The organism is Paenibacillus sp. sgz302164, from assembly GCF_056120505.1.
In genome coordinates this window covers 274,247-286,094 of record NZ_JBVYOL010000010.1, presented here as the reverse complement: position 1 = coordinate 286,094, position 11,848 = coordinate 274,247, and the positions used below count along the sequence as shown (strand labels likewise).

The following is an 11,848-nucleotide window of genomic DNA, read 5'->3' as shown; positions in this document are numbered from 1 at the left end:
AAGCGCGGCAACGTGTGGAGCTGACGAATACTAATCGGTCGAGGGCTTAACCTATACAATTTAACTCACACTTTACGCAAGTTTCGTATCTAGTTTTCAGGGAATGATAAATTCCTAGAGATATATAGCTTGGAGAGATACCCAAGTGGCTATAAGGGGACCCTCTGCTAAGGGGTTAGACTGCGTAAGTGGTGCGAGGGTTCGAATCCCTCTCTCTCCGCCAGTTCCAACTATATATATCTTGTATGGCGGCGTAGCTCAGCTGGCTAGAGCGTACGGTTCATACCCGTAAGGTCGGGGGTTCGAGCCCCTCCGCCGCTACCATACACAACCCAGTAGGAGGCTTAGCTCAGCTGGGAGAGCATCTGCCTTACAAGCAGAGGGTCGGCGGTTCGATCCCGTCAGCCTCCACCATCATTATATGCCGTTGTAGCTCAATTGGTAGAGCAACTGACTTGTAATCAGTAGGTTGGGGGTTCAAGTCCTCTCGACGGCACCATTTCACTTCAAAGAGTGAAAGTCAACGACTGAGCTTCCATTTGATTTTCGGAGATTTAGTTATTTCTTAATGCGGAGCCGTGGTGTAGAGGCCTAACATGCCTGCCTGTCACGCAGGAGACCGCGGGTTCGAATCCCGTCGGCTCCGCCACCTATTATTTTTTTTGCCCAAATGGGACAAACTATAGTTGCATACATAAGGCTCGGTAGCTCAGTCGGTAGAGCAGAGGACTGAAAATCCTCGTGTCGGCGGTTCGATTCCGTCCCGAGCCATTTGAGATGGTTGCGCTGCAATGGTATGCGGCGCAGGTATCTCTAATCTGGAGGCTTAGCGAAGTGGCCAAACGCAGCAGACTGTAAATCTGTTCTCTGACGAGTTCGGTGGTTCGAATCCATCAGCCTCCACCATTACCTTAATAAGAGCCATTAGCTCAGTTGGTAGAGCACCTGACTTTTAATCAGGGTGTCGTAGGTTCGAGTCCTACATGGCTCACTTTTCAACAATCAAGCTGACCCTCGGGGTCTTTTTTTATTACAAAAAGCATCTGCCTGTAAAGGGGGTGCTTTTTGTCATTACAAGAGACAAGGGAAAGGTCAGAGTGACCGCACAACTACCCGACTCTGACTTTTCCGTATGAAAACCTAAACGTGCAGCTTTTTAGCTCGTTTGATATGCCGGTAGCGCAACATTCCTGCTATTGTGGCAGGCTTTTCACCGAGCATAGGGGTTGAGGTTCATTTTTCTTGAGAACGAAGAAAACCTGCAAAAATACATGAATTTGCGTCCTTTGATCACTGGCCACAAAGAATTCCTGCAAAAGTGCAGGTTTTTCACCGAACACATGGACACAGATTCACTTTCAGCGAAATTTCCTGTACTTTTGCAGGTATTTCGTCAAATCAATCCAATTTCGAAGGGAAAACCTGCACTTTTGCAGGTTTTCTCCCCACCAAGCTGCTTCCAGCCCAGCTGCGCAGTCACAAGACCTACGCCGGGAAAGGCGCGCATGGTGAAAAAGTGGCTTTCCCCAAATTAGCGCTTCTTCAAGTCTCTAACCCTAGCAAAGTATCGCGACTTTCTCGGCAGGCTGATTGGTCGCCTCTTTCCCTCGTTGGGCAGCGCAGGGGGAGTCTGGCTAACATATGATTGTGTCAGCCAGATCGTCTGATGCGTGAACAAACCATCGCTCGTTTTTGAATCCTCTCCTATGAGGTTTGTTATTTCAACTTCTCGGCGACGGATTGCATTTTTTGTTCCATAGAGGCGTGTTTGTCGCGGCGGTCGTCGATTTTGATGGAGGTGGATACCCGCTGTGCGCCGTTTTGGAAAGGGATCTCGTGTATGGTACGGATTACTTCGAAGAGCCGGTCCAACGGTCCTTCTATAATGGTTCCCATTGAGGTCATTTCGAACTTGATGCCGCTTTGTTTGGCAAGCTCCTTATGAAGATCGGCAACATAGCCGCTTAGGCTGGTAGTTGCCGTGCCTATAGGAATAACCGTAAACTCAGCAATGGCCATACGCTTGTCTTCCTCCTTAGCAAGTCTGTATATTTTTTATTGTAGATGAAGGAAGGAAGGCGTGCAAACAGTCCGAGAGGTTCAAATCTCCTGGGAGCCGGCGAGCCCGATGATGTAATCGGCTGTTCTGGCTGCCAGCGCCATGACGGTATTCGTCGGGTTCCCACCGCTTGACGTGACGAATATGCTGGCGTCGCAAATGAACAGATTGGGAATATCGTGGCTTTGGCCGTAGGAATTGACGACGGAGGTGGCGGGGTTATTTCCCATTCGGCATCCGCCCATAAGATGCGCGGAGTCCGGCACAACATATTCGATTTGGCCGCCGGCAGCCTTCAGGATTGTGCTCATGCTTTCCACCGCATGGTCGATCAGCTTCAGATCGTTGTCTCCGTAGCTGAAAGTAACTTTGGCCCGGGGCATGCCATGAGCGTCTTTTTCGTCCGATAAGGCGATATGGTTGTCCCAATGCGGGAGCACCTCGCCAACCATGGTCAAACGGCCGTATTGGTTGTAATCGTTCATCGTCCGCCGCAATTTCTCGCCCCAAACAGGGCCGCCTTGTGCGGAACTGATGCCATTTGCCATGCCGACAGGTCTGGCGCCGTGAGCATGAATCGTATAGCCGCGGGCAAAGCCTCTGCTTCTGTCGGTCTCATAGAAATCCTGGGTGGAAGCCAGCACGGGAGTACCTTTATACAGCCGGATTTCCTGATCGAATTTGGCGTATACGTCATGGCTGCTGTGAGGCATAAATCCGCGGCCGACCCAGCCGCTGCTGTTGCCGAGACCGTCAGGGTACTGCGGCGTAGCCGAATTAAGCAGCAGGCGCGGCGTCTCGACGACATAAGCGGATACGATGACTATTTTAGCCCGCTGCCGGTAAGTATGGCCGTTACGAACAAAAATAACGGCAGAAACTTTGCCGTCCCCGTTCGTTTCGATGTGCGTCGCCATGCAATCGGTCAGCAGCTCGGCTCCGGCTTTGATCGCTTTGGGAATATGAACGATCAGCGTGCTGAACTTGGCGTTCGGCATGCATCCCTGGTTGCAGAAGCCGCGGTTGATGCACGGGGGACGCCCTTCGAACGGGGCGGAGAGTATGGCCAGCGGCGTGACGACGGACTGGTAGCCGAGCGCCTCACACCCTTTTTGGAACAGGTAGGCGTTCGGGCTGAGAGGTTCGCGCTCCGGATATGGATAGGGACCATGGAAATTGCCCCAAGGGAAATAATGGGGGCCGGAAACGGCGATTTCTTTTTCGATTTTGCTGTAATAAGGCTCCAGGTCTTTGTAATGAATCGGCCAGTCCTCACCGACTCCGTCAATGGATTTCGTTTTGAAATCGGATTCGTGAAATCGCAAAAAGACGCCGGTAAAATGCTGAGTGCCGCCTCCGACGCCCCAACCGGAATTGTTATGGCCCATCGTTAACGGGTCGGCGCCGTCGACAAGCCGGGTGTCCTGCCAACCCAACGATTTCATAGCGAGTTCATCGCTGGCAAAATCTTTTTGCGGATCGCGCATCGGCCCCGCCTCCAGAATAACGACGCTCATTCCGGCTTCGCTGAGCTCCTTGGCTAGTACGCCTCCGGCTGCGCCGGCCCCGATAATGACAACATCCGCCTCTTCGTGCTCGTGTCTCCATTTCATTGGTTTTTAACCGCCTCCCACGGGTCCAGATGCCCGAGCTGGGTTCTGACGTAGCCGCGCGGGTAAGCGGGGCCTCCATAGCCGATCTCGGACCAGATTTGCGGATGCGAGTAGTAGGCTTCGACGGTCAGGGTCAGGAGCTTTTGAAACAAATGTTTTTGGGATATTCCTTCCCACAGCTTGCTATGACCGAGGAGACCGCCGCTGATGTCTGTCATGATTTGCCTTTGGCGGTTTTCCTCCAGTTGAAAGAACGGCTTGCTGTCCGCCATGTCCGATGCCTCATCGATGGCTTTCAGCCCTTGACGGATCAATACCTGGGCGGGCGGCACGCCGGTTTTTCGCTGACCTTCGCCTTTGCTGCCGGCGAGACTTTCGTCGATGTGGCTGAGCACATACCCGATAATTTCGCCCCGGTCGTCATCCACAAGCAGAGAGCACCATGACCGCAGCATCTCCGCTTCAGTCAACGTTAGAAACCGATAGCTATGTTCGCGCACAAGTCTGGATTGAACGATCGTTTGCGTATGTGCATCCCACTCATCCTGCTGCGACATCACATCGTAGAACGGATAATGCGTATGGTTGTTCATCAGCGTCTACCCTCCATATACGGCGATCAGGCCAAGTATGCTTAAGGCGGAAAAGAGCAGAGGCAGGACGACCGGAGGACCGGTCAGGAAATTGCGCAGAGCGTATCCGCCGACTCTCAGGCCCACTCCCCTGAAATGGAAATAAAAACCGATCAAGCCGGAGATAGCGCCAAGCCAAAACAAAATCTGACTCAGCACGTACCATCCGCTGCTGTTCGCTAGCGTTGAGACGACGGAAGCTAAACAAATGATCGGCGCCAGCAGGACGGGCTCCCACATCGCTTTGTTGTGGAAATTTTGCCTGTAATGCAGCATCGTTACTTGAATCCACAGCAGTAAATAACCGAGGCCGATGACAAGGATGATTACCCGGTCCAAGGCCCATTTATCCCATACCATAATGAAACCCCTCCAAAAATGATGATTCTCGCGGCTACGAGCGCACCTGCGGGAATGTAATACCTCCGTAAGGAATGACTGCAATTTTCAAATCGGGAGCCCCCGTTAAGCGGGCAAGCGTCGAATCGAGATCCGAAACGGGCCGGAAGCCAAGCAGTTCAGTCGTTGCATCGGGCATTTGCGAATACATAAAAACTTCATGTTTGCTCAAAATCCGGTCGATATGTTCGATTTTATGGGCTCCGAGCACAAATTTATCATTCAACTTTTGCACCATGATGCGGCGGTCCTGGATCGTTTCCACCCAAAATTGGAAAATGCCGTTGCCGAACAGCTCCTCGCAGCGGGCGATGAGCACGATTTGGCCCCCTGGCCGAGTGATTTCGGAGGCGTTTTTTAATGATTTTACGGATTGATACAGCTGCGTGTCTTTGGGATAACCCCCGGGGGAAACGATAACCACATCGTACAGATGGGGAACCTCAACGAGAAAAGCTTGCCGCATCAGGTCCAGCCCCGCGCGATGGGCGGCAATGACATCCCCGGCGACCGCGCCGAGCAGATTGCGCTCATGGTCTACGACGACATTCAGCAGATAATGAACCGGAACGAACTGCAGCATTTCTTCCATATCCGCGCGGACAGGATTGTCCGCATTTCCGGGCGTGGAGGCATACGTCTGCGACAAGCCGTGGTTATGCTCGATTGCAGCGGCTGAAGCGGTGCCCGGGAAAAGCGCCTTGACCCCTCCGGAAACGCCCGCCAAAGCATGCGGCTCCAAATTGCCGGTGACGATGCGGAAATCGGCTTCGGCGACATGCTTGTTGATTTCCACCGGCGTACCCATCCGGGTGACTCCGAGCCGTATACAGTCCTCGGGCAGAGGCGAATGGTTCACTACTTCGATGCGGCGATAGACGGATTCTCCGACCAACCGGATCATCTCTTGCACGGTTTGTTTGCGATGCATGCCGAGAGCAACGACAATGCGTATCCGCTTGTCGGGAATGCCGCCTTGATTTATCTCGTCAAGCAGCTGCGGCAGAAACAAATAGCTTGGACATAGGCGCGATATGTCGCTGATCAGAATGACGGCGTTGCGGCGGCCTTTGACAGCTTCGTGCAGCCGCGGCGCGGCGATGGGGTGCTGAAGGGCGCCTGCGATGCTATCTTTTGAATCTGCTGAGGCAGGCCGTTGATAGCTGATCCAATCGGGTTTCGCGCCTTGCGGGAAATGCAAAGGAACAGTAGTATTCCCATATGGGACGTAATGGATGTGGAACCCTCCTCTCGTTCAAACCATGTTCTAATTGTTTCCATAAACGGGAAGTTTATGAGCGAGGCAGGCGGCTTTTCGCATCCTTTTCCCAACATATGTTACAATGAATTCAATATAGAGAGATTTTGATCGCAGGGAGAGGGACAGATGGATTGGGAACGCATGAAGGAACAATTGGAAGCGGTTTTACATGCACCTATGCAGATTGGTTTGCTGCCCGAGGCGGAATGGAATCGGTTGATGGACAGACAGCGGCAGGAGGGGCGCGATTTTGCCCGAAGCGTTGTTCGCGATCATGATGTGCTTTTTTATCTTGGCAGGGAGCAGGGCGATATTCGAATTTTGCAAGCTTCCAGAGCTGCGCTGACCGATTCGGAGCGCCGCCTTGTCGAATTAATGATGGAATCGAAGCAATCGCAAGAGAAAAAGCAAAAAAATGCCTACGTTTCCGAAGATGAGCGCAAAGCCTACCAGATCAGGGAGTGGCTGATGCATCAAATAGAGCGCGGCGCCGCTCACGCCGAGCTGCCCGATGCGCTGGCCTCTCAGTCCTCACTGTACTCTACCCGGATTCCGCTGCTCATATACGGCGACTATTCGCAGAACCAGCGGGTGTCTTATACGGAACTGAAAAAGCTGCTTGAGTCGTTCTTCGAGTCCGAGATCACCCTGATCCCGCTGCTTGAAAAAGAGTGGCTGATCCTCGCTTCGGAAAGCTTGCTGACGAGCGGAGCGGAGGACCGGGATGGAGACGAAGAGGAAAGCGCGGAGCAAATTCTTGACGCCATTGGCTCCGGTCTTTACGAAATGCTGGCGAACGAATGGGTCGGCGAGTGCCATCTGGCCATCCACTATCCGGTGAAGCCCGCCAAAGTGCTGCCCGGCACAATACTTCAACTGCGCGAGACGATCATGCTGGGGCGCTCCTTTCATGTCGGCAGCAACATCCATCTCCCGTGGGAGCTGCGCCTGGAAAAGCTGCTTCATTTGATCCGGGAGGAGGAGAAGGCCGAGTTTCTGGAGCAGGTTCTCCGCGGCACCGATCATGTCTTGGATGCGGAGACCGTGATGTCGCTGGAGCAGTTTTTCGAACTTGACTGCAATGTAAGCGAAACCGCCAAGAAACTGTACATTCATAGAAACACGCTGCTCTACCGGCTCGATAAATTTAAAAACGAGACAGGTCTCGATGTGAGGACGTTCAACCATGCTGTGTTGGTCAGGCTGGCTTTGCTATTGTACAAAGTAACGAAAAGAAAGTGATTTTTTTGTAAGAGTTGTGCATAGTCAGTCCGTGGCATGTGCGTTAAGATGAATACATGAAGTCCGATAAACCGTAGGGGGAATGAAACCATGGCAGGCGTACGTTTAAATCATATCGTGAAAAGATATTCCGGTGCAGAAGAGTCCACTGTAAAAGATTTCCATCTCGAAGTTGAAGATAAAGAGTTCGTTGTACTTGTAGGCGCTTCCGGTTGCGGAAAATCGACAACTCTTCGTATGATCGCAGGTTTGGAAGAAATTACGGAAGGCGAACTGTACATCGGCGACCGTCTGGTGAATGACGTAGCTCCTAAAGACCGCGACATCGCGATGGTGTTCCAATCTTACGCGCTTTATCCGCATATGACCGTGTATCAAAACATGGCATTCGGCTTGAAACTTCGCAAATTCAAAAAAGCGGATATCGACGCTCGCGTTCGCGAAGCTGCGAAAATCCTTGATATCGTACATTTGCTCGACCGCAAACCGAAGGCTCTGTCCGGTGGACAACGTCAGCGTGTCGCCTTGGGCCGCGCGATCGTCCGCGAACCGCAAGTGTTCCTGATGGACGAACCGCTTTCCAACTTGGATGCGAAACTCCGCGTACAAATGCGCGCTGAAATTACAAAATTGACTAAACGTCTCGGCGTTACAACCATCTACGTAACGCATGACCAAACAGAAGCGATGACAATGGGCGATCGTATCGTCGTTATGGATAAAGGCATTATTCAACAAGCCGCTACACCTGAAGAAATTTACAACCATCCGGTAAACATGTTCGTTGCGGGCTTCATCGGATCCCCATCCATGAACTTCCTGAACGGCACATTGACTCAAGAAGGCAGCTCTCTGTACTTCAAATCAAACAATATCAGCGTAGAAGTTCCTGCGGGCAAAGCTCAAACGCTTCGCGACAAAGGTTTCTCAGGCAAAGAAGTGATTCTGGGCGTTCGTCCTGAAGACATTCACGATGAGCCGGTGTTCCTGGAGGCTTCCCCTAACTCCGTATTGAATGTCAACGTGGAACTGACAGAGAACCTTGGTCATGAAATGTACTTGTACCTGAACGGCATCGGCGTTAACACCGTTATCGCTCGTGTAGACGGCCGCGCAGGTATCAAAGAAGGCATGAACACCAAGCTCGCTCTTGACATGAACAAAGTGCACTTCTTCGATAAAGAATCGACTAAGTCCATCTTGGTTAACTAATCAATAATGTTGTAAAAAGATAGGCCAGCCGTTATCGGCTGGTCTTTTTATTCATGTTTGGGCCGTTTAATCAACACTTTAGTTGATTTCGGATAGGGATTCCTTTACGATGAAACTATTGGGAACATTTAGTTTGTGCTGGCGAAGCTCATTTGGCCGAGGCATAACTCGAAGGAGACAAGGTGGATGGCGAAAAAGGTTAAAGTTTCCGACATGGTCGAACAATTTCATATGGAAGTGCTTGCAGGTGAATCCGGACTGAAAAGGCCGATTACTACGGCCGATTTGTATCGCCCCGGTTTGGAGATGGCGGGGTATTTCAATTATCACCCGCGGGAACGAATACAATTGCTGGGCAAAACGGAAATTACGTTTCTTGAAATGCTGACTACCGGCGTCCGCCGCAACAGGTCCGAACAGCTCTGCGCACCCGAGGAGACGCCGTGCATAGTGATAACAAGAGGGCTCGAAGTTCCGTCCGAGCTTCTGGAGGAAGCGGCGAAACGGGATCTTCCCGTTGTTAGAACCCAGGTGTCGACAACGATTTTTTCCAGCCGGTTGACCGGATTTTTGGAAAACAAGCTGGCTCCGAGCACGACCATCCACGGCGTACTTGTAGACGTCTATGGAATCGGCATGCTGATTACGGGAAGCAGCGGGATCGGAAAAAGCGAGACGGCGCTCGAACTCGTCAAAAGGGGCCACAGGCTCATTGCCGATGACGCCGTAGAGATTCGTCAAACCGCCGACCACGTTCTAACCGGCAACGCGCCTGAGCTGATTCGCCATTTGCTCGAAATCCGCGGCGTGGGCATCATTAATGTGATGACGCTGTTCGGGGCCGGAGCGATCCGCAATATCAAGAAAATATCGCTCGTCGTCAAGCTGGAAAATTGGCAGCAAGACAAACAATACGACCGTCTGGGACTGGACGAGGAACTGACGCGGATTATTGAAACCGACCTGCCGCTCGTTACGATTCCCGTGCGTCCGGGCCGGAACTTGGCGGTTATCGTCGAGGTGGCGGCGATGAACTATCGACTTAAGCGGATGGGTTACAATGCCGCGCTGCAATTTACGAACAAGCTGACGGAGTCGCTGTCGGAGGATTTTGAAGATTTTGATTGATTCGCGAATGCGCGGCTGTAGGGAGTGCTTACAAAAAAAGGAGGCAACGAGAGAGCGATGTTGGATCCAATCGCATTTGCAATAGGTCCCTTGAAGGTGCATTGGTACGGGATCATACTGGGAACCGCTGCTTTGGTAGGACTGTTGCTGGCTATTAGGGAAGGAAAACGATTCCGCATTCCGCAGGATTTTTTCATGGATTTATTATTGATCGGCGTTCCTTCCGCTATTGTGGGCGCGAGAATCTACTATGTGGCGTTTCAGTGGGATGACTACAAAAACAATCTGGCCGAAATTTTTATGATCTGGCACGGCGGCATCGCTATTTACGGCGCTTTGATTGGCGCTATCATAGGCGGTTACTTTTATACTCGGGCTAAAGGGTATTCGTTTTGGAGAATCGTCGATATTTGCGCACCGGGATTAATTGTCGGGCAAATGATCGGCCGCTGGGGCAACTTTATGAACCAGGAAGCGCATGGCGGACCCGTTGCGGAGTCGTTCCTCAGAAACACGCTGCACCTGCCTGATTTTATAGTCAATCAGATGAACATCGAGGGCACGTTTTATCATCCTACGTTTTTGTACGAGTCGTTGTGGAACCTTGTCGGATTGCTGCTGTTGTTCTGGCTGCGCCGGAGACCTTTTTTGCGGGCGGGAGAGCTGTTTTTCAGCTATTTGATCTGGTATTCCATCGGCCGTTTCTTTATCGAAGCGCTTCGTACGGACAGTCTGGACTTTACAGGTCCGGCCTGGCTGGCGTCGCTCATGAACGCTCTTTGGTCGCCAATGAGCATCGTATTTGAGCAGGGTGCCTTGACTTACGGCGGCAATGTAAGGATTTCGCAGCTGCTTTCGCTGCTTATTATTATCGCGGCGGTTACGACTATCATTGTAAGAAGGAAAAAAGGGTACGCAACCGTGCGTTATGCCGATCCGATTATTTCCGCCAAAGCATCATCGGAAAATACTAACGAGAAGGATCAAGAGTTGAATACCAAAGGAGCCGATTATGATTCGAACCGTACTGTTTGATTTGGATGGAACGATTGTTGATACGAATGAGCTGATCGTGCAATCGTTTCTTCACAGCCTTGAAGGGGAAACGCCGGAGCCGGTTACCAAAGAGTTGATTATTCCGAACATGGGGCGCCCTCTGGTGGAGCAAATGGAGTTTTTTACAGGAAGAAAAGAAGTGGAAGACGTGATCCGCAAATACCGCGAGTTCAACTTGTCCAAGCACGACGAATTGGTTCGGGAATTTCCGCACGTCCGCGAGGTGATGTCGCAGCTGCATGCCAAAGGATATAAGCTCGGCATCGTAACAAGCAAAATCCGCCAGACGACTTTGATGGGTCTGAAGCTGTGCGGCTTGTACGACTTTGTCAGCGCGATCGTCACGGTCGACGACGTCAAGCAGCCGAAACCGAATCCGGAAGGGATTCGCATGGCGCTGGAACAGCTCGGCAGTAAAGTGGACGAAGCGATCATGGTCGGCGACAGCCATTACGACATTCAGGCGGCGCAAAACGCGGGCGTCACTTCGGTCGGCGTATCGTGGTCCTGGAAAGGGCGGACCTACCTGCAGGAATACAAGCCGGATCATATCATTGAGGATATGCGCGAGCTGCTGGCGATTGCGGGAGCCGCTCCGGAAGTGGAAACGACTTGAGACGAACGGAGAAATTTCCGGTCGAAGGCCCGAATGCGCTGTGGCAAATTTATCATACGGTCAGCAAATGGAAGGCGATTCGCAACTTTATTTTTATACAAATAAGCCGGTATTCGCCGTCCTTACGGGTCAAGAACTGGATTTACCGCAGCGTGCTGGGGATGAAAGTCGGCGAACATACGGCGTTTGCCCTTATGGTGATGGTCGACGTGTTTTTTCCGGAAAAAATTCATATCGGCAGCAATACGATCATCGGGTACAACACCACGATTCTGGCTCATGAATATTTAACGAAAGAGTACAGGCTCGGCGAGGTGTGCATCGGTTCCAACGTGATGGTAGGAGCGAATTCGACGATTCTTCCGGGAGTGACGATCGGGGATTACGCGGTGATCGGGGCGGGCTCGGTCGTGCATAAAGATGTGGCTCCCCACAGCTTTGTCGCAGGCAATCCGATCCGGGTCATTCGCGAAGGACATGGGGAAGAGTAAGATTGTACTGCGAGCAGTGTGCGAAGAAAACCTGCAAGAGAAAGACTGTCGAAAAACTCACGCGCTAGAAGATAGCACATCCAACATGGCAACGTGAAGTTACCTGCAAAAGTCAGGCTATCTGGAAACCCGCATGCCA

General features: G+C 51.8%; 11 protein-coding genes and 8 tRNA genes. 14 read left to right on the top strand and 5 right to left on the bottom strand.

The window, feature by feature from the left end; translation table 11 throughout:
- Positions 1–131: 131 nt before the first annotated feature.
- The 8 genes from AC0LWT_RS18890 (at position 132) to AC0LWT_RS18855 (ending at position 991) form a co-directional block, all read left to right on the top strand.
- Positions 132–223, top strand: a tRNA-Ser gene (locus tag AC0LWT_RS18890).
- A gap of 24 nt (positions 224–247) precedes the next feature.
- A tRNA-Met gene (locus AC0LWT_RS18885) sits at positions 248–324 on the top strand.
- A gap of 14 nt (positions 325–338) precedes the next feature.
- Positions 339–414 (top strand) — tRNA-Val (locus AC0LWT_RS18880).
- Positions 415–423: 9 nt separating this feature from the next.
- Positions 424–499, top strand: a tRNA-Thr gene (locus AC0LWT_RS18875).
- A 73-nt stretch (positions 500–572) separates the two neighbouring features.
- Positions 573–649, top strand: a tRNA-Asp gene (locus AC0LWT_RS18870).
- A gap of 49 nt (positions 650–698) precedes the next feature.
- Positions 699–771: transfer RNA gene (locus AC0LWT_RS18865), tRNA-Phe, on the top strand.
- A 49-nt stretch (positions 772–820) separates the two neighbouring features.
- Positions 821–906: transfer RNA gene (locus AC0LWT_RS18860), tRNA-Tyr, on the top strand.
- Positions 907–918: 12 nt separating this feature from the next.
- A tRNA-Lys gene (locus AC0LWT_RS18855) sits at positions 919–991 on the top strand.
- A gap of 725 nt (positions 992–1,716) precedes the next feature.
- Here AC0LWT_RS18855 and AC0LWT_RS18850 read toward each other — a convergent pair.
- The 5 genes from AC0LWT_RS18850 to AC0LWT_RS18830 all read right to left on the bottom strand — a co-directional run bounded on the left by AC0LWT_RS18850 (position 1,717) and on the right by AC0LWT_RS18830 (position 5,940).
- On the bottom strand, positions 1,717–2,019 hold the full coding sequence (locus AC0LWT_RS18850; RefSeq protein WP_474682804.1) for an MTH1187 family thiamine-binding protein: 303 nt from the start codon (positions 2,017–2,019) through the stop codon (positions 1,717–1,719).
- 81 nt (positions 2,020–2,100) lie between these two features.
- Positions 2,101–3,672, bottom strand: coding sequence for a GMC family oxidoreductase (locus AC0LWT_RS18845; protein WP_474682803.1), 1,572 nt, complete (start codon positions 3,670–3,672; stop codon positions 2,101–2,103).
- On the bottom strand, positions 3,669–4,265 hold the full coding sequence (locus AC0LWT_RS18840) for a gluconate 2-dehydrogenase subunit 3 family protein (RefSeq protein WP_474682802.1): 597 nt from the start codon (positions 4,263–4,265) through the stop codon (positions 3,669–3,671). Before AC0LWT_RS18840 ends, AC0LWT_RS18845 begins: the two co-directional genes overlap by 4 nt.
- A gap of 6 nt (positions 4,266–4,271) precedes the next feature.
- Positions 4,272–4,664: a hypothetical protein gene (locus tag AC0LWT_RS18835; protein ID WP_474682801.1), complete on the bottom strand. Its 393-nt coding sequence runs from the start codon at positions 4,662–4,664 to the stop codon at positions 4,272–4,274.
- Positions 4,665–4,698: 34 nt separating this feature from the next.
- Complete coding sequence (locus AC0LWT_RS18830) at positions 4,699–5,940, bottom strand: nickel-dependent lactate racemase family protein (RefSeq protein WP_474682813.1); 1,242 nt, start codon at positions 5,938–5,940, stop codon at positions 4,699–4,701.
- 150 nt (positions 5,941–6,090) lie between these two features.
- Here AC0LWT_RS18830 and AC0LWT_RS18825 point away from each other — a divergent pair, with 150 nt between their 5' ends.
- The 6 genes from AC0LWT_RS18825 to AC0LWT_RS18800 all read left to right on the top strand — a co-directional run bounded on the left by AC0LWT_RS18825 (position 6,091) and on the right by AC0LWT_RS18800 (position 11,709).
- Complete coding sequence (locus AC0LWT_RS18825) at positions 6,091–7,206, top strand: PucR family transcriptional regulator (RefSeq protein WP_474682800.1); 1,116 nt, start codon at positions 6,091–6,093, stop codon at positions 7,204–7,206.
- Positions 7,207–7,296: 90 nt separating this feature from the next.
- Positions 7,297–8,418, top strand: a complete 1,122-nt coding sequence (locus tag AC0LWT_RS18820) for an ABC transporter ATP-binding protein (protein ID WP_474682799.1) — start codon at positions 7,297–7,299, stop codon at positions 8,416–8,418.
- Positions 8,419–8,604: 186 nt separating this feature from the next.
- Positions 8,605–9,546: an HPr(Ser) kinase/phosphatase gene (hprK, locus tag AC0LWT_RS18815; RefSeq protein WP_474682798.1), complete on the top strand. Its 942-nt coding sequence runs from the start codon at positions 8,605–8,607 to the stop codon at positions 9,544–9,546.
- 57 nt (positions 9,547–9,603) lie between these two features.
- Positions 9,604–10,581 carry a prolipoprotein diacylglyceryl transferase gene (gene lgt, locus AC0LWT_RS18810; protein ID WP_474682797.1) on the top strand — a complete coding sequence of 326 codons (978 nt, stop codon included), beginning with the start codon at positions 9,604–9,606 and terminating at the stop codon, positions 10,579–10,581.
- Positions 10,559–11,218, top strand: a complete 660-nt coding sequence (ppaX, locus tag AC0LWT_RS18805; protein WP_474682796.1) for a pyrophosphatase PpaX — start codon at positions 10,559–10,561, stop codon at positions 11,216–11,218. Before lgt ends, ppaX begins: the two co-directional genes overlap by 23 nt.
- Positions 11,215–11,709 (top strand): acyltransferase, encoded by a 495-nt coding sequence (locus tag AC0LWT_RS18800; protein ID WP_474682795.1) that lies wholly within the window; start codon positions 11,215–11,217, stop codon positions 11,707–11,709. The genes ppaX and AC0LWT_RS18800 overlap by 4 nt, the downstream gene beginning before the upstream one ends.
- Positions 11,710–11,848: the final 139 nt, after the last annotated feature.